General features: G+C 45.2%; 21 protein-coding genes. All 21 read left to right on the top strand.

Features of this window, described 5'->3' with window-relative positions:
* Positions 1-212: 212 nt before the first annotated feature.
* The gene (pyrH, locus tag FD47_RS06125; RefSeq protein WP_040538026.1) at positions 213-935 is read left to right on the top strand and encodes a UMP kinase; all 723 of its coding nucleotides are present in this window, start codon (positions 213-215) and stop codon (positions 933-935) included.
* Between the two features lie 2 nt (positions 936-937).
* The gene (gene frr / locus FD47_RS06130) at positions 938-1,501 is read left to right on the top strand and encodes a ribosome recycling factor (protein WP_008214814.1); all 564 of its coding nucleotides are present in this window, start codon (positions 938-940) and stop codon (positions 1,499-1,501) included.
* Positions 1,502-1,516: 15 nt separating this feature from the next.
* Positions 1,517-1,960: a hypothetical protein gene (locus FD47_RS06135; protein ID WP_056980241.1), complete on the top strand. Its 444-nt coding sequence runs from the start codon at positions 1,517-1,519 to the stop codon at positions 1,958-1,960.
* A gap of 75 nt (positions 1,961-2,035) precedes the next feature.
* Complete coding sequence (locus FD47_RS06140; protein ID WP_054733960.1) at positions 2,036-2,821, top strand: isoprenyl transferase; 786 nt, start codon at positions 2,036-2,038, stop codon at positions 2,819-2,821.
* Complete coding sequence (locus FD47_RS06145) at positions 2,818-3,606, top strand: phosphatidate cytidylyltransferase (protein ID WP_054733957.1); 789 nt, start codon at positions 2,818-2,820, stop codon at positions 3,604-3,606. Before FD47_RS06140 ends, FD47_RS06145 begins: the two co-directional genes overlap by 4 nt.
* Positions 3,607-3,630: 24 nt before the next feature.
* Positions 3,631-4,905 carry an RIP metalloprotease RseP gene (gene rseP, locus FD47_RS06150; RefSeq protein ID WP_056980243.1) on the top strand — a complete coding sequence of 425 codons (1,275 nt, stop codon included), beginning with the start codon at positions 3,631-3,633 and terminating at the stop codon, positions 4,903-4,905.
* Positions 4,906-4,941: 36 nt separating this feature from the next.
* Positions 4,942-6,651 (top strand): proline--tRNA ligase, encoded by a 1,710-nt coding sequence (locus tag FD47_RS06155; protein WP_056980245.1) that lies wholly within the window; start codon positions 4,942-4,944, stop codon positions 6,649-6,651.
* A 139-nt stretch (positions 6,652-6,790) separates the two neighbouring features.
* Positions 6,791-11,104 (top strand): PolC-type DNA polymerase III, encoded by a 4,314-nt coding sequence (locus FD47_RS06160; RefSeq protein WP_056980262.1) that lies wholly within the window; start codon positions 6,791-6,793, stop codon positions 11,102-11,104.
* A gap of 151 nt (positions 11,105-11,255) precedes the next feature.
* Positions 11,256-11,729, top strand: a complete 474-nt coding sequence (gene rimP, locus FD47_RS06165) for a ribosome maturation factor RimP (RefSeq protein ID WP_054733953.1) — start codon at positions 11,256-11,258, stop codon at positions 11,727-11,729.
* A gap of 19 nt (positions 11,730-11,748) precedes the next feature.
* Positions 11,749-13,038 carry a transcription termination factor NusA gene (gene nusA / locus FD47_RS06170; RefSeq protein ID WP_056980247.1) on the top strand — a complete coding sequence of 430 codons (1,290 nt, stop codon included), beginning with the start codon at positions 11,749-11,751 and terminating at the stop codon, positions 13,036-13,038.
* Between the two features lie 19 nt (positions 13,039-13,057).
* Positions 13,058-13,357, top strand: a complete 300-nt coding sequence (gene rnpM, locus FD47_RS06175) for an RNase P modulator RnpM (RefSeq protein WP_054733950.1) — start codon at positions 13,058-13,060, stop codon at positions 13,355-13,357.
* The gene (locus tag FD47_RS06180) at positions 13,347-13,664 is read left to right on the top strand and encodes a L7Ae/L30e/S12e/Gadd45 family ribosomal protein (protein ID WP_008214800.1); all 318 of its coding nucleotides are present in this window, start codon (positions 13,347-13,349) and stop codon (positions 13,662-13,664) included. Before rnpM ends, FD47_RS06180 begins: the two co-directional genes overlap by 11 nt.
* A gap of 4 nt (positions 13,665-13,668) precedes the next feature.
* Complete coding sequence (infB, locus tag FD47_RS06185) at positions 13,669-16,305, top strand: translation initiation factor IF-2 (protein ID WP_056980249.1); 2,637 nt, start codon at positions 13,669-13,671, stop codon at positions 16,303-16,305.
* Positions 16,306-16,347: 42 nt separating this feature from the next.
* Complete coding sequence (gene rbfA / locus FD47_RS06190; RefSeq protein ID WP_008214797.1) at positions 16,348-16,698, top strand: 30S ribosome-binding factor RbfA; 351 nt, start codon at positions 16,348-16,350, stop codon at positions 16,696-16,698.
* Positions 16,699-16,792: 94 nt separating this feature from the next.
* On the top strand, positions 16,793-17,704 hold the full coding sequence (gene truB, locus FD47_RS06195; RefSeq protein ID WP_056980251.1) for a tRNA pseudouridine(55) synthase TruB: 912 nt from the start codon (positions 16,793-16,795) through the stop codon (positions 17,702-17,704).
* Positions 17,705-17,718: 14 nt separating this feature from the next.
* A complete protein-coding gene (gene ribF / locus FD47_RS06200) occupies positions 17,719-18,675 on the top strand; it encodes a riboflavin biosynthesis protein RibF (RefSeq protein WP_056980254.1) in 957 nt (318 codons plus the stop codon).
* A 125-nt stretch (positions 18,676-18,800) separates the two neighbouring features.
* A complete protein-coding gene (gene hrcA / locus FD47_RS06205) occupies positions 18,801-19,838 on the top strand; it encodes a heat-inducible transcriptional repressor HrcA (protein WP_054733947.1) in 1,038 nt (345 codons plus the stop codon).
* 18 nt (positions 19,839-19,856) lie between these two features.
* A complete protein-coding gene (gene grpE / locus FD47_RS06210) occupies positions 19,857-20,483 on the top strand; it encodes a nucleotide exchange factor GrpE (protein ID WP_054733944.1) in 627 nt (208 codons plus the stop codon).
* A gap of 26 nt (positions 20,484-20,509) precedes the next feature.
* Positions 20,510-22,381, top strand: a complete 1,872-nt coding sequence (gene dnaK / locus FD47_RS06215; RefSeq protein WP_056980256.1) for a molecular chaperone DnaK — start codon at positions 20,510-20,512, stop codon at positions 22,379-22,381.
* Between the two features lie 108 nt (positions 22,382-22,489).
* Positions 22,490-23,641, top strand: coding sequence for a molecular chaperone DnaJ (dnaJ, locus tag FD47_RS06220; RefSeq protein ID WP_008214789.1), 1,152 nt, complete (start codon positions 22,490-22,492; stop codon positions 23,639-23,641).
* Positions 23,642-23,845: 204 nt separating this feature from the next.
* The gene (lepA, locus tag FD47_RS06225; RefSeq protein WP_054733941.1) at positions 23,846-25,684 is read left to right on the top strand and encodes a translation elongation factor 4; all 1,839 of its coding nucleotides are present in this window, start codon (positions 23,846-23,848) and stop codon (positions 25,682-25,684) included.
* Positions 25,685-25,807 lie beyond the last annotated feature (123 nt).

Here is a 25,807-nt window from a genome sequence, read left to right on the forward strand (position 1 = left end):
TTTTCATCCAACTATGGGGGTTCACTTCAATGAGATGATCAATCGTCCCGGCTTTTTTCTGTCAATTTTCCCGATTTTAAGGATCCTCATTTTCTGATTCGGCCTGTTTTTAAAAAAGCCGTAAAGAATCATGGAATTTGGCAGTTTTATTGTTGCAGTCAACCCGAGTATGCTAGAATTGAAGTTAATGATTAACTATGGGAGGCACTTTGATGTCTAAAGTAAAATATAACCGAATCATCTTAAAATTAAGCGGGGAAGCCTTAGCTGGCGACCGTGGATTCGGCATTAATCCACCAGTGATAAAGGACGTTGCGACAGAGATTAAAGACATTTTCGAAATGGGTGTCCAGATCGGAATTGTTGTCGGTGGCGGAAATATGTGGCGAGGTGTCGCCGGCCAAGAAATGGGCATGGAGCGCGCTCAGGCTGACTATATTGGCATGCTGGGGACGATCATGAATGGTTTGGCGCTTCAAGATAATTTGGAATCCCTTGACGTTCCAACCAGGGTGCAAACTTCCATTGAAATGCGCCAAATTGCTGAACCCTATATTCGGCGCAAGGCTGTGCGGCATCTTGAAAAGGGCCGCGTCGTCATTTTCGCTGGCGGCACCGGTAACCCGTACTTCTCAACCGACACAACTGCTGCATTGCGGGCAGCGGAAATTGATGCGGATGCCATTTTAATGGCTAAGAATGGTGTTGATGGGATATACTCAGCTGATCCTCGCAGTCACAAAGATGCCGTGAAGTATGATTCGTTAACTTACATGGATATTTTGGAAAAGGGATTGAAGGTTATGGATTCCACTGCAAGCTCACTTTCAATGGATAATCACATTCCGCTGGTTGTGTTTAATCTTAACAAGCCCGGTAATATTCGTAAGGTTGTTTCCGGTGATAGTATCGGAACAACTGTGAAGGAGAAATAACAATGGCAGATTCTCAATCAATCATTAATGAAGCAAAAACAAAAATGAAAAAGGCTGAAGAAGTTCTGGAACGTGAACTTGGCACAATCCGGGCAGGGCGCGCAAACGCCAGCATTTTAAGCAGTGTCACCGTGGATTACTACGGTGCCAAAACACCGCTGAATCAGATTGCTTCGATTTCAATTCCGGAAGCCCGGGTGATTTTAATTACTCCCTATGATAAGTCTTCGTTGGAAAACATCGAAAAGGGCATCTACGAAGCCGATCTGGGTTTGAGCCCAGCAAATGACGGTTCCGCAATTCGGCTGGCAATTCCAGCGTTAACTGAGGATCGCCGTAAGGAGATTGCCAAGCAGGTAAAAGCAACTGGCGAAAAGAGTAAGGTTGCGGTTCGTAACGTTCGTCGTGAAGCCATGGATACCTTTAAACGGGACAACAAGGCTGATGATATTACCGACGATGAATTACACCGCCTTGAAGATCAAGTTCAAAAGTTGACTGATAATGCAATTAAAAGTGTTGACACGATTGTTGCCAACAAAGAAAATGAAGTTATGAACGGCTAGAAAGAGGGGCTTCCTATGGCAGACAAGAATGATGGTAGCAACGACGAAGTATCCGTAGTACCTGGCACTGATGAATTTCAAAAGATGTTATTTAAGTTGAATAAACCGGTGACTCAGGATAATCTAGGTGACCTAGATTATAATGGCAGTCGGCTTCAGCCGGTCCAGGATGATATGTACGCGATGCCGGCGTTTGTAACTGATGACTTTAACCTATTTTTCATCGTGTCTCAACTTGTAGAAGATGATTGGGTGATTGCGTTCTCGACAGCAACAATCGAAAATGGCAATGAAATTACCGATTTATCAGAACCAATGACAACCGGCAAGGGGCTAAACGAATTAGGGCAGAAGAGCCCGGCAGATGCTAACAAATTATTGAAATATTTCAATACGTTGGCCGAAGCAAATCGCGGTGAATGGCGAATGGTTGAACGTCCAGATAGTGCAGAAAACTAATAATTAAGTGCATTTTAGGATGAGTTTAACTTCTCATCCTTTATTTTTTCCTTAATTACCCAATAGGAGAACGCAATGTTTAACAATACCAAAAAGGATGCAATTGATGGCAATGAACTGGATCCCAATCGAATTCCAAATCATATTGCCATTATCATGGATGGTAATGGTCGGTGGGCACAGAAACGGCACCTTCCGAGAATTGCTGGTCATAAACAAGGCATGGAAACTGTGAAGACCGTCACGAAGGCTGCGAGTCACCTTGGCGTGAAAGTACTAACCCTCTACGCATTCTCTACTGAGAACTGGAAGCGACCAAAGGATGAGGTCAGTTTTTTAATGAGTTTACCCGTCAAGTTCTTTAACAATTTTGTTCCAGAACTTATCGAGAACAACGTTAAGGTTGCCGTAATGGGAGAAATTGATCAGCTGCCTCAGGCAACTCAAACGGCCGTTCACGATGCAATCGAGCAAACCAGCAAATGCACTGGTATGATTTTGAATTTTGCTTTAAACTATGGCAGTAGATTGGATATTCGCTTGGCAGTTAAGCAACTTGTCGAGGAGGCAAAAACCAATGCGATTTCGGTTGACGATATTACCGATCAGCTGATCTCTTCTCATCTGATGACTGGATTTCTCGGTCAATATCAGGATCCGGACCTTTTGATTCGGACCAGTGGGGAAGAGCGAATTTCCAATTTTTTGCTGTGGCAAATAGCGTATAGTGAGCTGGTGTTTACGGATACGCTTTGGCCAGATTTTGATGGTCAAACACTCACTGAAATGATTGCTGATTATCAACAACGGGATCGGCGCTTCGGTGGGATTAAAAATGAAAAGCAGGGGAGAAAATCTTGAGACAACGTGTCATAACCGCAGTCGTGGCGTTAATTATTTTTATTCCAATTATTGTATTAGGCGGTATCTGGATTGACATTGCCGGAGTTGCCCTGGGGGTTGTTGCCGTCTCGGAAATTTTGGTCATGAAAAAGCGAATCCTGGTATCCGGGGAATCAATTATTGCCTATTTGGGTGCTAGTGCGCTGATTCTTCCTGATAAATGGACGAGCTTTTTGCCAAGTAACTTTACGCCAACGTTCATTTTTTTCTTATTCGTTTTGGCACTCCTTTTAGTGACCGTTTTGAGCCGAAACCTATTTACATTTGATGACGCGGGTGTCATTATCTTAGGGATGCTATACGTTGGGATGGGATTTCACTACTTTATTGCTGCCCGTGGCGAATCCTTAACAATCTTGCTTTACGCATTGTTTATTGTGTGGGTCACCGACAGTGGGGCCTATATCTTCGGCAGGAAGCTTGGTAAACACAAACTTGCACCGCGAATTAGCCCGAATAAAACTTGGGAAGGATCCATTTGTGGGTCCTTAGCAGCGACAATTCTTTGCTCAATTTTCATTTTTTACTATCCAATTGCCGGATACTCAATGATCGAAATGGTTCTTATCACTATCTTTCTGTCAATTGCCGGCCAATTCGGCGATCTAATTGAATCCGCCTTGAAGCGTTACTATGGCGTGAAGGATTCTGGCAAGATTTTACCTGGACACGGTGGGATTCTGGATCGATTTGACAGCTTGTTACTTGTATTGCCAATGCTTCATTTGGTTGGCATCATTTAAGTCACTTTAGGAGGAAAACGCCGCTTGATAACTACAATAATTGTATTCGTGATTGTCTTTGGAATCCTGGTTATTTTTCATGAGTTCGGTCACTATATCATGGCAAAGCGATCGGGGATCCTAGTTCGCGAATTTTCTGTTGGAATGGGGCCGAAGGTTTTTTACCACCGAAGCGGCAGCACAACCTTTACATTGAGGCTGTTACCGCTGGGTGGCTATGTTCGAATGGCCGGTGAAGTTGATGATGGTGAAGAGGAGCTCAAGCCTGGAACACCAGTGACCCTTCAGTTAAATGATTCTGAAGTGGTTACCCGGATCAATACGAGTAATAAGCACTCCCTGTTTCAAGGAATTCCGTTAACCGTAACCGGTGTCGACCTCGCTCGTGACTTGTACATAGAAGGTTACGAAAATGGTGATGAATCAGCCGTTAAACGTTATTCGGTAGATCATGATGCTGTGATTATTGAAACTGATGGTACCGAGCTTCAAATTGCTCCGGAAGATGTCCAGTTTCAGTCTGCTCCCCTTGGACGGCGGATGCTGACCAATTTTGCCGGGGTATTTAACAACTTTATTCTGGCAATTATCGTGTACACCCTCTTAGGTTTTGTTCAGGGCGGCGTTCAGACGAATACGAATAAAGTGGATGTGATGCAGTCAAACTCGGTTGCCCGTTCAGCAGGGATCAAGTCCGGCGATCGAATTGTTGCCATTAACGGCCATAAAACCGCCGATTGGAACAAGCTGGCCGTTCAGATTCAAGCGAATCCCGGTAAGCGGGTGACTGCTAAAATTTCACGTGATGGCAAGTCAAAATCAATTCAACTGACACCTAAAGCGAACGTGCAAAATGGAAAAAAAGTTGGTATGATTGGGATTACCCAATCTCTTGACACCAGCTTCAAGGCAAAGGCGTTATCTGGCTTTACGACCACGTGGACGATGCTGACAACGTTACTTGGAGCCCTGTGGTCAATGGTCAGTGGTCACTTTAGTCTGAACGATTTGGGTGGTCCAGTGGCAATTTTCGCCACCACATCACAAGCTGCCTCAATGGGGCTTGCTGGGGTTTTGAATTTCCTGGCATGGTTATCCTTGAACCTGGCGATCATCAATTTAATCCCGATACCAGGTCTCGACGGTGGCAAATTAGTCCTAAATATTATTGAGGCAATCCGGAGAAAACCGGTTTCTCAGCGAACCGAAACCATTGTGACCTTAATTGGATTTGCGTTCTTAATGATTTTGATGATTTTGGTGACCTGGAACGATATTGAACGATACTTCCTGCATTGATTCTTTGTGGGTAAATAAAGGAGAACAAACTTAATTATGAAGCAGTCCAAAATTTTGATTCCGACTTTAAAAGAAACGCCAAAGGGTGCTGAAGCTCTGAGCCATAAGATGTTGGTGCGTGCCGGCTATATTAAACAAATTTCTGCCGGAATGTATGCGTATCTGCCGCTTGCTTACCGCGTTTTAAGGAAGATTGAAACCATTGTTCGTGAGGAAATGGAAAAGACTTCCGCTCATGAAATGTTGATGCCGGACGTATTACCAGCTGATTTATGGCGGGAGTCCGGGCGCTACGACACTTACGGACCTGAACTCTTCAAGTTCAAGAATCGTCATGATACTGACTTCATTCTGGGACCAACCCATGAGGAGACGTTCACGGAACTTATTCGTGATTCTGTCAAATCTTACAAGCAGTTACCGTTGGTGCTGTATCAAATTCAAAACAAGTATCGGGATGAAGATCGGCCCCGATATGGGCTTTTACGCAGCCGTGAATTTATTATGAAAGATGCTTATTCATTTGCCGCCAATGAAGGTGATCTGGATGTTGCGTATCGCGACATGGAGAAAGCTTACCGTCAGATTTTTGATCGGATGGGGCTTAAGTACCGGGTCATTATTGGTGATGGCGGTGCGATGGGTGGATCGGACTCGAAAGAATTTTCCGCAATGGCTGCCGTTGGTGAGGATACCATTGTCTATTCTGATAAAAGTGACTACTATGCTAATCTGGAGATGGCAAAGGCTAAAGTTACTGACGAGCCGTCAACCGAAGCAGAAGAGTCCCTTAAAAAAGTTGAAACGCCAAATGTAAAATCAATTGATGAAGTTGCGGACTTTCTAAAAGTTTCACCTCAGAAAACGATCAAATCCATGTTATACATGGCCGATGATAAACCAGTACTGGTTCTTGTCCGTGGGGATTATGATGTCAATGATGTGAAGGTTAAAAACTACCTCAAAGCTGATTTCCTTGAGCTGGCAACTGACGAGCAGGCCCAGAAATACTTAGGCGCTAATTTTGGTTCTCTAGGACCGGTTGGAGTCAGTGAGGACGTCAAAGTGCTGGCAGATTTGCGGGTTAAGAACGTTAAAAATGCCGTTGTTGGCGCCGATACCGATGGCTATCACTACATGAATGCCAACGAAGGCCGTGATTTCCGGGTTGATGAGGTGGATGATTTTGTCGTTGTCAAAGAGGGCGAGTTATCCCCTGATGGCAAAGGAACGCTGAAATTTACCCGCGGGATTGAAATTGGTCATATCTTTAAATTGGGGACCCGTTATTCTAAGAGTTTGAATGCAAACATTCTCGATGAAAACGGGCGTTCTATTCCAGTAATTATGGGATCTTATGGTATTGGCATTAGTCGGTTACTCTCGGCAATCTCTGAACAAAATGCTGATGAGAATGGTCTGGTATGGCCGGTTTCAGTTGCCCCGTATGCAGTTCACGTGATTCCGGTTAACGCTAAGAAAGCCGTTCAGATGGATCTGGCGAACCGGATTGAATCCGAGCTAACTCAGAGTGGCTTAGACGTTCTGGTGGATGACCGTAAAGAACGGGCCGGCGTTAAATTTGCCGACTCAGACTTGATGGGGATTCCCCTACGAATCACGATTGGTAAAAAAGCTGAAGAGGGGATTGTTGAGATCAAAATTCGTCAGAATGGCGAGACCGTTGAAAGCAAGGTCGAGGAATTAAGTGAGACCGTCAAAATTCTGTTAAAGAACCTCAAGTAGTTTTATAATTGCTAACAAATTGGATGTGGTGAGAAGATCAATGCTCATCACATGCAGGTAACGATGTTGAATTGAGAAGGTGAGACGACGCGTTGTTCTCAGCTTCTTTTTGTACTAATGAGGAGGATGCTCTTTGAGTTTGGATCAAAATGCGTTATTTGAAAAGTTGTTAGAGCAGCTTCAGTGGGACGATGCCAAAGCATCCCCATTTTTTCAAAATGCTAAAATTAATCGCCTGGAGGTTCACCAACAAAGCTTGCGGTGGCAGTTTGATGTTACATTGCCAAAAATTCTGCCTTTCGAAGTCTTTACCGACTTTAATGCGCGCCTTGCCTCGGCTTTCAAGGACATCGCAACGGTTTCGTTGAATATCACTCCTGAAAATGATCATTTTAATGAGCAATTACTGCGGCAATACTGGCAGTGGGTGGTGATGAATAGCGGCGTAAACTCACCTTTAATTCAGGAACTCTGTGAGGATCGATCGCCATCAATTGTGGATAATCGGATCGAATTTATTGCTGAAAATGAAATTGTGAAAGATTTTATGACCAATACCGCTTTGGGGCCGATTGAAGACATGTATCAAAAAGCGGGATTTCCAAACTTTACAATCCATACAATTGTTGATGAGTCCTCCTCACAAAAAAATATCGAGGCCCTCAAAAAGAAAAATGCCGCTCAAAACGCTGAGTTGGTGAAGAAAGCCAACGAAGCAATCAAACAAAATAATGAGATGCGGGCCAAGCATCCTGCCGGAAAGTCCGGGTCGATGATTGGTAAGAAAATCAAGCCGGATATTCCTGTCATGAAGATGGTTGACATTGTTGAAGAGGAACGTTCAGCCGTGGTTTCCGGTTATGTGTTTAATAAAGAGGTTCGCTCATTACGTTCAGGCCGGCAGTTATTGATGCTGAAAATTACGGATTATACCTCTTCTATTCAGGTAAAAAAATTCTCTAACCGGGGCGAAGAGGCGCTGTTTGAGAACATTAATGAAGGTGACTGGGTAAAGGTCCGGGGCAGTATTCAAGAGGACAACTATTCTCATGAACTGACGTTGAACGCTTATGATATCAATCCAGTTAAGACGGTTTCAAGAAAAGACACGGCCCCTGAAGGCGAAAAGCGGGTGGAGCTTCATCTGCATACTTCTATGAGTCAAATGGATGCCACCAATAACATTGCTGATTTTACCAAGCAAGCCAAAAAATGGGGCCATCCAGCCCTTGCGATCACCGATCATGCGGCTGTTCAAGGATTTCCGGACGCCTTTCATGCCGCTCAGAAGAACGACATTAAGATGCTTTACGGGGTTGAAATCAACTTGGTTGACGACGGCGTGCCAATCACTTACAACGATAAGCACGTTCCGTTGAAGGACGCCACCTACGTCATTTTTGATACCGAAACGACAGGTTTGTCAGCAATTTATGACCGGGTGATTGAATTGTCAGCGGTCAAGATGGTGAATAACAACGTTATCGATCAGTTTGAAGAATTTATTGATCCGGGCTTTCACCTGTCCGAACAAACCACTAATCTGACTTCAATTACTGATGAAATGGTTCATGGGTCCAAATCAGAAGAAGAGGTTTTCAAACTATTCCGTGACTTCTGCGGTGACGCGATTGTCGTTGGCCATAACGTGACCTTCGATATGGGATTTATGAACACCGGATACGCCAGACATGGGATGCCGGCGATTCCGAACCCAATCATCGATACGTTAACGTTAGCCCGTTTCCTTTATCCAAATATGCGGGGCTATCGGTTAAATACGTTGGCCAAAAAATTTGATGTGAGCCTCGAGCATCATCACCGGGCGATCTATGACGCGGAAACGACCGGTCATTTAAATTACCTGTTTGTTAAGGATGCTGAGGATCGGTATGGGGTTGTTTATCATGATCAATTAAACGATCATATGACTGAGAACGACGCCTATAAGCACGCCCGACCATCCCACGCCATTTTGCTGGCCAAAAATCAGGTCGGTCTGAAGAATATGTTTAAGATTGTTTCGTTTTCTAATGTTGACTACTTCTTCAGAGTGCCGCGAGTGCCGCGAACCGTTCTCGAAAAGTATCGGGACGGGATTATCGTTGGCTCCGCTTGTTCATCGGGTGAGGTCTTCACCGCGATGATGCAAAAGGGAGTTGATGAGGCGCGTAAGAAAGCCGCGTTCTATGACTATCTTGAAGTTCAGCCAAAGCGGGCCTACGCACCACTAATTGAAAGCCACTTGATTTCAGATGAAGCCAATTTGGAAGAAATTATTGGAAATATCGTCAAATTGGGGGATGAACTGGGCAAACCGGTTGCCGCAACTGGGGATGTGCACTACTTAAATCCCCAGGATTATATTTATCGAAAGATTTTGATTAATTCCCAAGGTGGGGCGAATCCCTTGAATCGCCAGGAGCTGCCCGATCTTCATTTTTTGACCACCAACGAAATGTTGGATGATTTCTCATTTTTGGGCGCTGATAAAGCTAAAGAAATTGTGGTCACAAATACCCAAAAAATCGCCAATGATATTGACGATGTACATCCGCTTAAAGATCGCCTGTACACCCCGAAGATGGCCGGATCCGAAGATGAAATTCGGCAGCGAACTATGGATACCGCCCATAAATGGTACGGGGACCCGTTACCCAAGATTGTTGATGACCGGCTTAAGACCGAATTGAAAAGTATTATTGGCAATGGGTTCTCGGTGATTTATTTGATTGCCCAACGACTCGTTGCAAAAAGTAACAAGGACGGGTACTTGGTAGGATCTCGAGGATCGGTTGGATCAAGTCTGGTGGCAACGCTCACTGGAATTACCGAAGTTAATCCCTTGCCGCCACATTATCGGTGTCCCAACTGTCAGCATACTGAATTCTTTACTAAGGGTGAGTATAGTTCAGGCTATGATTTGCCCCGTAAGAAATGTCCTAATTGCGGCACCCAAATGATTGGCGACGGTCATAACATTCCTTTCGAAACCTTCTTGGGCTTTACTGGAAACAAGGTTCCGGATATTGATCTGAACTTTTCTGGCGATTATCAGCCAATTGCGCATAACTACACGAAAGTCTTATTTGGTGAAAAGAATGTTTTTCGGGCCGGGACAATCGGCACGGTTGCCGATAAGACGGCCTACGGTTATGTAAAGGCTTATGAACGGGATAAGGGAAAGACGTACCGGCAGGCCGAAGAGGACCGACTGGCTAAGGGCGCGACCGGTGTTAAACGAACTACCGGCCAACATCCAGCTGGGATTATCGTTGTTCCAAGCGATATGGACATTTATGATTTCACGCCGATCCAGTATCCGGCTGATGATCAGGATGCCGCCTGGAAGACCACCCACTTTGATTTCCATTCAATCCATGATAATATCCTAAAAATTGATATTCTGGGACATGATGATCCGACTATGATTCGAATGCTTCAGGATCTGTCCGGAATTGATCCCAAGTCAATTCCCATGGATGACCCTGGGGTGATGTCGATTTTTTCCAGTCCCAAGATCCTTGGGGTTAGCGAGGATCAGATTCAGTCTAAAACCGGAACACTTGGCGTTCCAGAATTTGGGACCCGATTTGTGCGGGGGATGCTCGAGCAGACGCACCCCAGCAATTATTCGGAACTGCTCCAAATTTCTGGGTTGTCTCATGGTACTGATGTGTGGTTAGGCAATGCAGATGAATTGATTAAAAATGGGACCGCAACAATCGCTAACGTGATTGGTTGCCGGGATAACATTATGACCGATTTAATCCAGTGGGGTCTAGACTCCGAACTGTCCTTCCAGATTATGGAAAGTGTCCGCCATGGGCGTGGAATTCCCGATGATTGGCAGGCAGAGATGCGAAAGGCAAAGATTCCGGAATGGTATATTGATTCCTGTTTAAAGATCAAGTATATGTTCCCGCGGGCCCATGCTGCTGCATATATCTTAATGGCTCTGCGAATTGCGTACTTTAAAGTTTACTTCCCGTTGGTATATTACGCAGCGTACTTCTCCGTCCGGGCTGACGATTTTGATATCGTGTCCATGGCTCGCGGTAAGGAAGCCGTCAAGAATGCGATGCGGCAGATTAACGATAAGGGAATGGAAGCGTCGACCAAGGAAAAGAATCTATTGACCGTTTTGGAATTGGCCAACGAAATGCTTGAGCGGGGTTATCAGTTTAAGATGGTTGATCTTGATAAGTCGGATGCCAATCAGTGGTTGATTGACGGCGATACACTGATTGCGCCATTTAACTCGGTTCCCGGTTTGGGGCTAAACGTTGCCAAACAGATTGTGGCTGCCCGTGAAGATCGACCATTCATTTCTAAGGAAGATTTAGCTAAACGCGGCAAGGTTTCCAAAACGTTGATTGAGTTTATGACTGAAAATCATATTGTTGACGGATTACCTGATGAAAATCAGCTGAGCTTGTTTGATATGATGTAATCACTTGCCAGTTATCTTTCCCGTTAGTTAAGTTTAAACAATTATTTGTATAAATAAGGATGGTATGTTATACTTTATTTACTAAATAACTTGTAAGGGAGTGAGCAGAAATGCTCGCTCTTTTTAATGGAAAATTTTAGGAGGCCTATTATTGAGCAATGTAGTTGAAACGGTCAAGCAAGTTGTTAAGCCGATTCTAGAGAAACAGTCATTCTCCTTATTTGATGTTGAATTTGTTAAAGAAAATAAGAGCTGGTATCTGCGGGTATACATTGATAAAAAGGGTGGCGTCACCATTGATGATTGTGTCCTCGTCAGCGACGAACTGGGCGAGAAACTTGATGAAATGGATCCCGATCCCATTCCCCAACAGTATTTTTTGGAGGTTTCATCCCCTGGTGCCGAGCGCCCGTTGAGAAATGATGACGAGCTTTTACAGGCAGTTGATGAATACGTCCATGTATCGCTATACCAAAATTTGAACGGTCAAAAAACGTATGAAGGTTATTTAAGAGCGGTTGATAAAGACTCACTGACGTTGCAAAATGATCAGTGGGGCAAGCAAGATACCGTTATAATTCCCAAAAAATTGGTTGCTAAATCACGACTCGCAATTAAATTTTAGGTAAAGGAGACAGACGGAAATGAGTAAAGAACTTTTAGGGGCGCTATCAGCCCTTGAAACAGAGAAGGGTATTAAAAAAGAAGTCGTTATTGAAGCAATGGAAGCAGCACTCGTTTCTGCTTATAAGCGAAATTATGGGCAGGCCCAAAATGTGGAAGTTTCATTTGACGGTGTTAAGGGAGAAATGCACGTTTATTCAGTCAAGACGGTTGTTGAAACGGTTACTGATGAACAACAGCAGGTTTCCCTTGATGATGCCCTGCAGATCAACAAAGGGTATGAACTTGGCGATGATATTAAGTTTGAAGTTACCCCAAAGAACTTCGGCCGAATTGCGGCTCAAACTGCCAAACAGGTCATTATGCAGCGAGTTCGGGAAGCTGAGCGGGAAAACATATTTGATGAATATTCAAAATATGAAGACGATTTAGTTACCGGGACCGTTGAGCGTCAGGATACCCGGTTTGTTTACATTAATTTAGACAAGGTCGAAGCTGTCATGGGTCCCCGGGATCAAATGCCAAACGAAGTTTATCGGCCCCAGGAACGGTTGAAGGTTTACGTTACGCGGGTTGAGAATGCCACCAAGGGTCCCCAAGTGTTCGTCAGCCGGACTGATCCGGGAATGTTAAAGCGGTTATTTGAACAAGAAGTTCCGGAAATTTATGATGGAACCGTTGAGATCGTTTCGATTGCCCGTGAGGCTGGGGACCGTGCCAAGATTGCCGTGCGTTCCAATAATTCTGACATCGATCCCGTTGGTACGGCCGTTGGTCCCAAGGGCCAGCGAGTTCAGACCATCGTTAATGAACTCCATGGTGAAAATATGGATATTGTTGAATGGGATGAGGATGACGCTCGCTACATTGCTAACGCGTTGAATCCAGCGGAAGTCATCGATGTCATTTTCGATGAAGACAATGATCGGGCCTGCACGGTGATTGTTCCCGATTATCAACTGTCACTGGCAATTGGTAAGCGCGGACAAAATGCCCGGTTAGCCGCGAAATTGACCGGCTTCAAAATCGATATCAAATCCGAAACTGATGCCAAAGAATTTTTTGCTGAACGTCAGGCTGCTTCTGATCAAGCGGCCGATGACGGCGAGCAAGTAGCCGATCAGCCGGAAGATGTTGACAGCCCTGATGAAGAAGCGCAAACTAATTTGGATGAGGCTGATTCTGCCGATACCGATGACGCTTCAACTGATTTGGATGACGACACTTCAATTGATGATTCGGCAAACGATCCGCAAAGTGATTCGACTCATCTTGACTCTGATGACTCAGAATCATCCGACCAGGATTAAGGTTTAGGAGGCGATCATGATGAAAAAGCGAAAGATTCCAATGCGAAAAGACATTGTAAGCGGTGAAATGGCCCCTAAGAAAGAACTTGTTCGTATCGTTCGCGACGCTGACGGGAACGTCTCAATTGACGAAACCGGCAAGAAGTCCGGTCGGGGAGCTTACATCTCTATTAATGTTGATATTGCCAAAAAGGCAAAAGCTGATCACGTGTTTGAGAAAGCATTTTCAACCCAACTTGATGAGAGCTTCTACGATGATCTAATTGCTTACATTGATCATAAGCGAGCTCGAAAAGAGTTGTTTGAAGATGGAAAATGATCAAGCGGTTCTTAATTTTTTAGGGCTTGCCAAACGGGCGAACAAAATCGTGTCTGGTGAAAACAATCTGCTGGCAGAAATTCGGGGCGGTAAGATCCATTTCTTATTTATCGCAACGGACACCGGCGCGTCAACGACAAAAAAGTTTGTTGATAAGTCAAATTACTATCATGTGCCCGTTAATACCATGTACACTAAAGAAGTACTAAGTCAGGCAATTGGAATGCAAAGAACGATTATTGGCATCGCTGATGCTGGTATGGCAAAAAAGATTATTCAATTAACAAATAAGAAAAAGGGAGAGTGATGATATGGGGAAAAAGCGAATTTACGAATTAGCTAAAGAACTCAACATCTCCAGTAAAAAAATCGTAGACGAGGCTAGCAAGCACGGCGTTGCGGTCAAAAATCATATGTCGACGGTTGACGATGGCCAAGAAAAGAAGATTCGGCAGTTATTTAAAAAGCCGAGCGCTTCAAACACTCAAAGTCGGCCGGCTTCAAGTCAGAGCCATCATTCGGCCGCTGCTCATCAACAGCCCAGTCGGTCTGCCAAGACTGACAACCATGTGACTCATAGTGACTCGGCTGCGGCTCACCACGACTCAGCTCGACAACAATCAAGCGGTCGGTCTGATAACCGAGGGCGGTCAACCCAAAACAGTCGAAATAGCGATCAGAATCGCTCGCGAAACACATCCCATTCGAATAATAGCAGTAACTATGGGAATCACAATTCTAACCGCAGTCAATCAGGGAATTCTTCGGCTAATCAAACTAACCATAGTGGGAATGCCAGCCGCCATACTGATAACCGTTCTGAACGTCATCAAACAAGCGGTAGCACCAATAGCCGCCAAAACGAAAATCGGTATCAGCGCTTAAACGAGAACCGATCCCAAAATACAACGAATCAGAGCCATAGCAGCAATAACCGTTCCAATCAGTCCACTTCGACGCATAGTAATTCCCAGTCCACTCAGAATCGTTCGCATACCAGCGAAAATAGTAATACTGGGCATCACAACACAGGAAGTGGCCGCTTTGGTGGCAGCTTGAATCGTCGCGGCAATAACGGTGGTTCCCGGAAGGCAAATAAGAAACGAAATAAGAAGCAGCGCAAGCAGCGTAATCAACGGCTTCGTCAAGTTGAGCATCATGGTGCTCCAGAGCGTAAGGCCCGTCCATTACCACAGGTTTTGGAATATGAAGACGGCATGAACGCTCAAGATTTGGGCAAGCTGCTTCATCGTGAGCCAGCTGAAATCGTTAAAAAATTATTCATGTTAGGGGTCATGGTTAACCAAAACCAGTCACTGGACAAGGATACCATTGAAATTTTAGCTGCTGATTACGGCATTGAAGCTAAGGAAAAGGTCCATGAAGACCTTTCCAACTTGGACGAGATTTTTGAAAAAGAAATGAAGAATGCCAAGCACTTAGTACCTCGGCCACCAGTTGTCACGATCATGGGTCACGTTGACCATGGGAAGACAACGCTGTTGGATCATTTGCGTCATTCTCACATTACCGCTGGTGAAGCTGGTGGCATCACCCAAGCAATCGGTGCCTATCAAGTTCGCCACGGCGATAACATCATTACATTCTTGGATACCCCAGGGCATGCGGCCTTTACCGAAATGCGGGCTCGTGGGGCAAACATTACTGATATCACGGTTCTGGTGGTTGCTGCCGATGATGGCGTAATGCCTCAAACGATTGAAGCCATTAACCATGCTAAGGCTGCCAAGACGCCGATTATTGTGGCCATCAATAAGATTGATAAGCCGGATGCTAATCCGGATCATGTCACTGAACAGTTGAGCAAATATGGTTTGGTTCCCGAATCATGGGGTGGCGACACCATCTTTGTCAACATTTCTGCTAAGTTTGGCAAGAACATTGATGAATTGTTGGACATGATCATTCTTGAATCCGAAATGCTCGAATTGAAGGCTGACCCTCAACAACCAGCTGTTGGATCCGTCATTGAAGCCCGTCTTGATCAAGGTAAGGGCCCAGTTGCCACATTACTTGTGCAACAAGGGACCCTCAAGGTTGGGGATCCGATTGTTGTCGGCCATACCTTTGGTCGGGTGCGGACAATGACTAATGAACGGGGTCGTGATCTGAAGAAAGTAACCCCTTCGATGCCAGTATCCATTACTGGTTTAAACGAAGTTCCTGAAGCCGGTGATCGATTCGTTGTCTTCTCAGATGAAAAGACCGCCCGCTCAGTCGGTGAGGAACGAGCTGAAGAGGCTCAAGTCCAAGAACGCCGAAAGACTAACCGGGTAACGCTTGACAACTTGTTTGATTCACTTGAAGAGGGTGAAATGAAGGAAGTTGACATCGTTATTAAGGCCGATGTTCAAGGATCAGTTGAAGCGCTGGCTAACAGTTTGAAGAAGATTGAAGTTAAGGGCGTGAAGGTTAATATTATTCATTCCGGTGTTGGGGCGATTAACGAAAGTGACGTTGCCTTAGCCGAAGCAAGTAATGCGATCATCATTGGCTTTAACGTTCGGCCGACGCCACAGGCAAAGTCACAAGCTGACAGCGACCATGTTGATATTCGTCTTCATCAGGTCATTTACAATGCCATTGATGAAGTTGAATCAGCGATGAAAGGGATGCTTGCGCCAACCTATGAAGAGCAGGTAACTGGTGAAGTTGAAGTTCGCCAGATTTACAAGGCTTCCAAGGTTGGAACAATTGCTGGTGGAATGGTCGTTGACGGTTACGTTAACAAGGATAGCAAGGTTCGCTTGATTCGTGATGGTGTTGTTGTCTACACTGGCGAGTTGAATAGTTTGAAACGCTTTAAAGATGACGTCAACCAAGTCAAACAAGGGTTTGAACTTGGCCTCACGATTCAAGATTACAATGATATCAAGGTTGGCGATGTCATTGAAGCCTATATCATGAAAGAAGTGCCGGTTAAATAATTTCATTTAATCACGACAATATTTCATTTAGGAGGTGTTTGGATGGCTCATTATCGAGTTGGCCGGTTGGAACAAGAAATCCAACGAGAAGTTAACGATATTTTACTGAAACGAATTCGCGATCCGCGGGTCCAAGGGGTAACCCTGACCGGTGTTGAAGTGACCGGCGATCTGCAGCAGGCAACGATTTATTACAGTATCCTATCTGATGATAAAAAGGATGAAGATACAACGCAGAAGGGGCTTGAAAAGGCTTCTGGTCTCATTCGCGGTGAACTTGGATCACGATTAAGCATCTATAAAACACCTGAAATCAAGTTTGAACTGGATACTTCAGTACAATATGGTGACAAGATCGATCGATTAATCAACAAGTTAAAGCAACAGGATTGATAATTTTAAACTTTTCAAAAGTGCCCGGGCGCCAAACTGCTCGGGCACTTTTTTGTGATATAATTTGAGTAATTGAAATTTTTAGGAGAATTTAATGGATGGCGTAATTGCATTATACAAAGAACGGGGAATGACTAGTCATGATTGCATTAGTCGCCTCAGAAAAATTTTACACACTTCCAAGATTGGCCATACTGGGACTTTAGATCCGAATGTTGATGGTGTGTTGCCGGTTTGTATCGGTCAGGCAACTAAAATTAGTGAAATTCTGATGGGGTCTGGCAAGGTCTATCAGGGAGAAATTACCCTGGGGATGGCTTACGATACCGAGGACCTTGATGGCAAGATTATTGCCCAGCAGCCGGTTGAAACGCCCTTGACCGACCAGGAGATTGATCGGGCCCTTGCCCAATTAACCGGTGATATTATGCAGACGCCGCCGATGTATTCGGCGGTTAAAGTTAACGGGCACAAGCTTTATGAGTACGCGCGGCGTGGGGAGACAATTCATCGTGATCCCCGGCAGATTCATATTTCTCGTTTTAACCAGATCAAGCCGGCAATTTATAACCCAACGTCCCAGCAGCAAACCATCTTCTTCGAGGTTGCCTGCTCCAAAGGGACGTATGTCCGGACGTTGGCGGTTGATTTTGGAAAACTACTGAACCTTCCCGCCGTTATGAGTTCTTTAACCCGGATTCAAAGTGGTGGTTTTCAGTTATCCCAATGCGTCACCCTGAAGCAGGTGGCTGATGCGGTTGCCGATCACAATCTCGGCTCAGTGATGAGATCGTTGTCTGAGGCGCTGGCCGGCTATCCGGGATACCAAATGGATGATAGCCGTTGGCAAATCATTTTACACGGTGGCTTTTTGGATCAAAGCATTTCAAAAAATCGCGACCCCATTATTCGGATGGACTTTGAGGGAACAACGCGCGCCCTATATCAATTTGATGCAAAACGGCACGTTTACCGCCCATATAAAATGTTTTTAAACAAGAACTAAAGGAGACCTTTTGAATGGATGTTATTAAACTTCATTATCCATTAGCTAATAAGCAGTACCTCACTGAAAAAACGGTGATTGCGATGGGATTTTTCGACGGCTTTCATCGAGGCCATCAAGCCGTTTTGCAGCAAGCTAAGGCCGAGGCTGAGAAAAGGGGGGCCAGCCTTGCTGTGTTGACGTATGATCATCATCCTGCACTCGTGTATAAGAAAATTGCTCCCCACGACAAACGCTACATTACCCTTTTGAATCATAAATTAGCGTTATTGGAAGACTTTGGCGTTCAAAAAGTCCTGCTGGTTAATTACTCTTACCAATTCCAAAGTCAGACGCCCAGTGAATTTGTGGAACATTTTCTGAAGCGCTTCAATCCCGTTGCCGTGGTTGCGGGCTTTGACCACACCTATGGCGGATCGCCGGACGACAACATGGAAAACCTACCGAGGTTTGTTAACGGCGCTTTTGATGTCCTAACCGTCCCAGCTCTTACCCAGGATAACCAAAAGGTAAGTTCGAGCCGAATCCGTCGGGCATTGGATGCCAGTGACGTTGAGACGGTTAATCAGCTATTGGGGCGGCCGTTTCAAACCCAAGGCGTCATTGTCCATGGTGAGGAGCGCGGCCGGCTTCTCGGCTATCCAACGGCTAACGTGGAGCATTCCGAGTACCAGTGGCTGCCAGCAATCGGCATCTATGTCGTGACGGTTGAAATTGCCGGCCAAAAGTATCTGGGAATGGCTTCCATCGGCAGAAACGTGACCTTTGGCGATGATGGGCCAATGACGGTTGAAATTAATCTGATTGATTTTAATCAAAACATTTATGGTGAAGTTGTTCGGGTGAACTGGCTGGCCCATGGCCGTGGTGAAATTAAATTTCAAACCGCTGACGAACTGGTGACCCAGTTAGGAAAGGATGAAGCCGCGACCCGTCAATACTTAAAGAATCATCCGGATATTTTGCATTAGCACCATTAGCACTCAAATGAATTTATTGCTAAAAATCGTCCTTAATCCCTTGACTTATAAGACATGGTTTGTTAAATTATAAATGTGCCTTAGCACTCCGTTACTTTGAGTGCTAAAAAGAGGTGATGTTAGTGCTAACGGATAGGCAAAAAGATATTCTTAAAATAATCATTAGAGATTATACAAGAACCGGAATGCCCGTTGGATCTAAGGCGCTGGCCTCAGAATTTCCAACGCATGTCAGTTCGGCAACTGTCAGAAATGACATGGCTGCACTGGAATCAAAGGGCCTGATTGCCAAAACCCATTTTTCATCCGGGCGGGTTCCTTCGATGCGGGGCTACCGATACTATGTGGATAATCTCGTTCAACCCGATCCGCTAGATGATAGTGCAGAAGATTTGATCAAAAGTTCATTTAACAGTGAGTTCAACCGGATTGATGAAATTGTTCAAGAATCGGCCAAGGTGCTTTCCGATCTGACCAATTACATGGCGGTGACGTTTAATCCTGAGCCAGGAAGCAATTTGAAGCTTGGCGGTTTTAGGCTGGTTAAGTTGGATGAGCGTCAGGTAATGGCGATTATCGTGACCAATACCGGGCACGTGGTCAACAAGATTTTCCGACTGACCAACGTGTCATCAGAGCAGTTGGAAACCATCGTCAACATTATTAACTCCGAGTTGGTCGGTAAGCCGTTAACACAGGTTGCCGAGAAGCTTCGGGTTGATTTACCGTTGCTGATGACCAAGTACATCCAAACTCCCGAAGGCTTTTTGAAGATCTTCGGAGAGATGTTGAATGAGGCTGGGCGCGACCGGGTTCACGTTGATGGCGAACTGAATTTACTTCAGTTTGCTGAGCGGCAAAATCTTGACCGGCTCAAACCCTTGTACAACTTATTGGACACTGAAGGAACCGTTCAAAAGATTATTAATCCGAATTCTCACGATGTTCAGGTACGCATTGGCAGTGAATTGCCAAACGACCTGTTGAAGGACTACAGCATTATTACCGGCACGTACGATCTGAATGAATATGGTCAGGGCGTCATCGCCGTCATTGGGCCGACGCGAATGCCATATTCCAAGATCATCGGGATTGTTGGTGCACTTCGAGAGGAATTGACTAAGAAACTTCTCGGTTACTATGATGATAACTAATTTTAAGGAGGCGATTGTTTGGCAGAAAACAAAGATCGGTCTGTGGATCAAGAAAATGACAATCTTAAAGGCGATGCTGAGTCAAAGCCGACTAGCGGTTCAGAAAAGCAGGTTGATAAAAAGGGTGCCGAAAAAAAGTCCACTCATTCAAAGAAACAATCCACCGATTCGACGGCTGAATCGGCAAAGCTAAAGCAGACGATTGTCAGTTTAAAGCAAAAGCTTGATCAAATGGAAGATCGTTATCTGCGGGCTGAGGCCGACATGAAGAACATTCAAACGCATGCCAAGAAAGAACAGGCTGATTTAATTAAGTATGATGGCCAACAATTGGCCCATGATATTTTGCCAATTGTTGACAATTTGCAACGAGCCCTTGCTGTTGACGCGACTGATGATAACGGCAAACAGTTAAAGAAGGGGGTTGAAATGGTTTTTGAGCATCTGAACAAGGCCCTTGCCGATAACGGCGTGGTCAAGATTGATGCGCTTAATAAACCATTTGATCCAAAGTTCCATCAAGCGATTCAAACGGCGGCCGCTGATGATGATCACCCAGCCGATACGGTCGTTAAAGTACTCCAAGATGGTTACCGGTTAAAAGATCGAATTCTGCGACCGGCAATGGTTATCGTAGCAAAATAAATCTGTAAAGAAAAAGAGGATTATTTATGGCAAGTAATAAAATTATTGGTATTGATTTAGGAACAACCAACTCTGCCGTTGCCGTTCTTGAAGGCAACGAGCCTAAAATTATTCCAAACCCGGAAGGTTCACGGACCACACCATCAGTTGTTGCGTTCAAAGATGGTAAGCCTCAGGTTGGTGAAGTTGCCAAGCGTCAGGAAATTACCAATCCCAACACTGTTCACTCAATTAAGAGCCACATGGGTGAAGAAGGTTACACGGTTGACATTGAAGGTAAGAAGTACACGCCCCAACAAATTTCTGCGATGATTCTTCAATACATCAAGGATTTTGCTCAGGATTACATTGGTGATACGGTTGAAAATGCCGTTATTACCGTTCCGGCTTACTTCAACGATGCCCAACGACAAGCAACTAAGGATGCCGGAAAGATTGCCGGCTTAAACGTCAAGCGAATCATCAACGAACCAACAGCTGCCGCATTAGCCTATGGTTTGGATAAGCAGGATAAGGATGAAAAAATCCTCGTTTATGATTTGGGTGGTGGAACATTTGATGTTTCCATCCTTGAATTAGGCGATGGGGTCTTCCAAGTTCTCTCAACAAATGGGGATACCCATCTTGGTGGGGATGACTTTGATCAACGGATTATGAATTGGTTGATTGACAACTTCAAGCAAGAAAATGGCGTTGACCTTTCAAAAGATAAGATGGCATTGCAACGGTTGAAGGACGCTGCTGAAAAAGCAAAGAAGGATCTTTCAGGGGTTACTGAATCCGAAATCAGTTTGCCATTTATTTCGGCCGGTGAAAACGGTCCGTTGCATTTGCAAACCACTTTAACCCGAGCAAAGTTCAACGAATTAACTCACGACTTGGTTGCCAAAACTAAAGTGCCATTTGATAATGCCTTGAAGGACGCCGATCTTCAAGTATCAGACATCGACCAGGTTATCTTAAATGGTGGTTCAACTCGAATTCCAGCCGTTCAAGAAGCTGTTAAGTCATGGACTGGCAAAGATTCTAACCACTCAATTAACCCTGATGAAGCTGTTGCTATCGGTGCTGCTGTTCAAGGTGGGGTTATTACCGGTGATGTGAAGGACGTTGTTTTGCTTGATGTCACCCCACTGTCCCTTGGAATTGAAACCATGGGTGGCGTGTTCACCAAGTTGATTGATCGCAACACAACGATTCCAACATCCAAGTCACAAGTATTCTCAACCGCTGCCGATAACCAGCCAGCCGTTGACATTCACGTTCTCCAAGGTGAACGCCCAATGGCTGCTGATGATAAAACGCTTGGCCAGTTCCAATTGACGGATATTCCGCCTGCACCACGTGGGGTTCCTCAAATCGAAGTTAAGTTCGATATTGACAAGAACGGGATTGTGAACGTTTCTGCCAAGGATAAGGGAACCGGCAAGCAACAAAAGATCACCATCAAAGATTCTTCAGGCCTTTCAGATGACGAAATCAAGAAGATGATGAATGAAGCTAAGGAAAACGAAGAGGCCGATAAGAAGCGTAAGGAAACCGTTGATCTGAATAATGAAGTTGATCAATTGATTTTCCAAACTGATAAGACCTTGAAAGACGTTAAGGGCAAGGTTTCGGATGACGAAATTAAAAAGGCTGAAGATGCCCGTGATGCCCTGAAGAAAGCCAAGGAAGCCAACAATGTTGATGATATGAAAGCTAAGAAGGATGATCTTAATAAGATTGTTCAGGACCTGGCCGTTAAATTATATCAACAGCAAGCTCCTAAGGATGGCCAAGGCGCTGCCGGTGCCCAAGGTACTGGTGCCAAGGACGATTCATCGGACAAGGGCAATGATGATGGTACGGTAAATGGTGACTTCCACGAAGTCCACAATGATGATGATAAAAAGTAATTTTTAGCATCGTTTTAAACGAAAAAGTCAAGGCCAACTGGCTTTGGCTTTTTGTTAAAATGTGATATTCTATCTAGGTATAGATTTGATTGAAGATGGGAGTTTCTAATGGCAAATAAAGATTATTATGAAATCCTGGGTGTCGCTAAAGATGCCAGCGAGGATGAAATCAAACATGCCTATCGTAAGTTATCAAAAAAATGGCATCCGGATATTAATAAGGCACCGGATGCTGAAGCAAAATTTAAGGAAATTAACGAGGCCTACGAAGTTCTAAGTGATCCGCAGAAGCGGGCTAACTATGATCAATACGGGTCCGCTGACGGTGCTGCCGGCGGCTTTGGTGGCGGCGGTGCCGGTGCTGGCGGATTCGGCGACTTTGGTGGTGGCCAAGGCTTTGGCTTTGACGATATCTTTAGTCAATTCTTTGGCGGTGGCCAGCAGAGTGCCAATCCATCCGCACCTCGTCAGGGACGAGATCTCCAGTACCAAATGACGTTGGAATTTGAAGATGCCATTTTTGGTAAGACAACCCGGATCACCTATAATCGCGAAGCGGAGTGTCAAACTTGTGGTGGCTCTGGTGCTAAACCAGGGACCTCACCGGTTACCTGTTCACGATGTGGTGGCCGCGGCTATGTGGTCACGGAGACCAACACGCCTCTTGGCCGGATGCAGTCACGGCAGACCTGCCCGGTATGTCACGGCACTGGTAAAGAGATCAAAGAGAAGTGCCCAACCTGTGGCGGCTCTGGTCATGTTGATGAACGCCACGAAATTGAAGTCAAAGTACCAGCTGGCATCGATGACGGTCAGCAGATGAGACTTCAAGGCCAAGGAGAAGCCGGCACGAACGGCGGTCCTTACGGTGATTTGTACATTGTCTTCAGAGTAAAGCCAAGTAAAATTTACACTCGCGACGGCTCAACCATTTATGTGGACCAAAAGATTAGTTTTGCCCGGGCTGCATTAGGCGGCAAGATCAAAGTTAAGACCGTTCACGGCGATGTGGAGCTTAAGATTCCTGCTGGCACCCAAACTGGCACCAGTTTCCGGTTAAAGGGCAAGGGTGCGCCTAAGTTACGGGGCAATGGCACTGGTGATGAACGGGTAACCGTAACCGTCTCCACGCCAAAATCCTTAAACAAGGAACAAAAGATCGCCTTGGAAGCCTTTGCCAAAGCAAGTGGTGAGGACATTAATTCTAAAGGTGCAAATAATTTTTTTGACAAGGTGAAGGACGCATTTGATAAGAAGTAATCAATAAGTTGCCAAGTAATTTGGCATGCGGCCGTCAGCTAACGAATAATGAAGGGACTGTGGTTAATTTAGCAAACTTGGCCACGGTCTTTTTCTGTCAGGGTCATGCTCAGGATCGGCTATAAGTGTTGCCACATGACCGATTTTTCATTACACTTAGTGGTGTTGAAACAAATTTGAAGATAATGAAAGTGAGAGCACAGAATGGATTTACAAAAAATGAAGGACCATCAAAAGTATATTCGGAATTTTTCCATTGTTGCTCATATCGACCATGGGAAATCAACGCTTGCCGATCGAATCCTCGAAATGACGGATACCGTTGCGAAGCGGGATATGAAAAACCAGCTCCTTGATAACATGGATCTCGAACGTGAACGCGGCATTACAATCAAGTTAAACGCTGTTGAGCTGACCTATCACGCCAAAGACGGCCATGACTATGAGTTTCACCTAATTGATACACCGGGGCACGTAGACTTCTCCTATGAGGTGTCACGGAGCCTGGCGGCCTGTGAAGGCGCCGTATTGGTCGTTGACGCGGCACAAGGAGTTGAGGCCCAGACGCTGGCAAATGTGTACCTTGCCATCGATGACGACCTGGAAATTGTTCCGGTAATCAATAAAATTGATCTGCCATCTGCCGAACCAAAGAAGGTTCAAAAAGAGATTGAAGATATGATTGGCATCGATGCTTCAGACGCGGTTATGGCCAGTGCCAAGAAAGGGATCGGTATTGAAGATTTGTTGGAGCAAATTGTTCATAAGATCCACGCACCAACCGGTGACGTTGCCGGCCCACTAAAAGCGCTGGTGTTTGATTCGGTTTACGATGACTACCGCGGTGTTGTCTTGAGTGTTCGGTTATTTGAGGGGACTGTGAAGCCTGGCGATAAAATTCGGATGATGAACAGTGGAAGTGAATATGAAGTCACAGAAGTTGGTGTCAATTCACCCAAACCAGTTAAACGAGATTACTTAATGTCTGGTGATGTTGGTTATCTGACTGCTAGTATCAAGGATATTACAACCACTCGAGTCGGTGATACCGTCACCAATGCCGCTGACCCGGCCGACAAAGAACTGCCGGGTTATCGGGTCATGAATCCAATGGTTTATGCTGGGCTTTACCCGACGGATAACGCGAAGTTTGATGATCTGCGGGAAGCCTTAGAAAAATTAAAGCTGAATGACGCGGCCTTGGAGTTTGAACCAGAAGTTTCTCAAGCACTTGGTTTCGGATTTCGTTGTGGCTTTTTGGGTCTGCTGCACATGGACGTTGTTCAGGAACGATTGGAACGGGAATTTAACCTTGATCTAATCACGACTGCACCGTCGGTTACCTATCACGCCAAATTGACTGACGGCACCACGAAGACGGTGGAGAATCCCTCTGAAATGCCGGATAGTTCGACAATTAAGTCAATTTCAGAACCCTACGTTAAGGCCACCATCATGGTGCCAAATGACTATGTTGGTCCGGTGATGGAACTTTGCCAGCACCGCCGCGGCATTTTTGACACAATGGCTTACCTGGATGATTATCGGGTGAACGTGGTTTATCACATTCCGCTTTCCGAAATCATCTTCGACTTCTTCGATAAATTAAAGTCCAGTACCCGTGGCTATGCCTCGCTTGATTACGAAGTAGAGGATTATCGGGACAGTGACCTGGTTAAAATTGACATTCTGCTGAATGGGGAACAGGTCGATGCGCTGAGCTTTATTTCTCACCGGCAGTTTGCTGAAACCCGGGCGCGCGACATTGTTGGCCGCCTAAAGAATATTATTCCCCGGCAAAATTTCGAAATTCCGGTTCAGGCGGCGATTGGGGCCAAAATTATTGCGCGAACTAATATCAAAGCTTACCGGAAGGACGTTACCGCCAAATTGTATGGTGGTGATCGAACCCGACGGATGAAGTTACTGGAAAAGCAGAAGGCCGGCAAGAAACGAATGAAGGCCGTTGGAAAAGTTGATATTCCTCAAGAAGCTTTCATGGCTGTTTTGCAGACCGATGAGGAAGAAAAGGGCGACAAATAAGCGTCCTTAATGATTGCGCTTTTTCTGACTGAATTATAGTAGTCATTATTTGGATCTTGGATGGGCGTGGTTGTTAATAAACACCGATTATTGAAAATGATGTAAACAGTATGAAAAAAGCTT

Origin of the sequence: Lentilactobacillus parafarraginis DSM 18390 = JCM 14109 (assembly GCF_001435895.1) — a bacterium.
Taxonomy (GTDB): Bacteria; Bacillota; Bacilli; order Lactobacillales; family Lactobacillaceae; genus Lentilactobacillus; species Lentilactobacillus parafarraginis.

Coding starts and splice junctions, on each gene's coding strand:
- pyrH (WP_040538026.1), top strand. CDS start 213: ATGTCTAAAGTAAAATATAACCGAATCATCTTAAAATTAAGCGGGGAA.
- frr (WP_008214814.1), top strand. CDS start 938: ATGGCAGATTCTCAATCAATCATTAATGAAGCAAAAACAAAAATGAAA.
- FD47_RS06135 (WP_056980241.1), top strand. CDS start 1,517: ATGGCAGACAAGAATGATGGTAGCAACGACGAAGTATCCGTAGTACCT.
- FD47_RS06140 (WP_054733960.1), top strand. CDS start 2,036: ATGTTTAACAATACCAAAAAGGATGCAATTGATGGCAATGAACTGGAT.
- FD47_RS06155 (WP_056980245.1), top strand. CDS start 4,942: ATGAAGCAGTCCAAAATTTTGATTCCGACTTTAAAAGAAACGCCAAAG.
- nusA (WP_056980247.1), top strand. CDS start 11,749: ATGAGTAAAGAACTTTTAGGGGCGCTATCAGCCCTTGAAACAGAGAAG.
- rnpM (WP_054733950.1), top strand. CDS start 13,058: ATGAAAAAGCGAAAGATTCCAATGCGAAAAGACATTGTAAGCGGTGAA.
- FD47_RS06180 (WP_008214800.1), top strand. CDS start 13,347: ATGGAAAATGATCAAGCGGTTCTTAATTTTTTAGGGCTTGCCAAACGG.
- infB (WP_056980249.1), top strand. CDS start 13,669: ATGGGGAAAAAGCGAATTTACGAATTAGCTAAAGAACTCAACATCTCC.
- rbfA (WP_008214797.1), top strand. CDS start 16,348: ATGGCTCATTATCGAGTTGGCCGGTTGGAACAAGAAATCCAACGAGAA.
- truB (WP_056980251.1), top strand. CDS start 16,793: ATGGATGGCGTAATTGCATTATACAAAGAACGGGGAATGACTAGTCAT.
- ribF (WP_056980254.1), top strand. CDS start 17,719: ATGGATGTTATTAAACTTCATTATCCATTAGCTAATAAGCAGTACCTC.
- hrcA (WP_054733947.1), top strand. CDS start 18,801: ATGTTAGTGCTAACGGATAGGCAAAAAGATATTCTTAAAATAATCATT.
- dnaK (WP_056980256.1), top strand. CDS start 20,510: ATGGCAAGTAATAAAATTATTGGTATTGATTTAGGAACAACCAACTCT.
- dnaJ (WP_008214789.1), top strand. CDS start 22,490: ATGGCAAATAAAGATTATTATGAAATCCTGGGTGTCGCTAAAGATGCC.
- lepA (WP_054733941.1), top strand. CDS start 23,846: ATGGATTTACAAAAAATGAAGGACCATCAAAAGTATATTCGGAATTTT.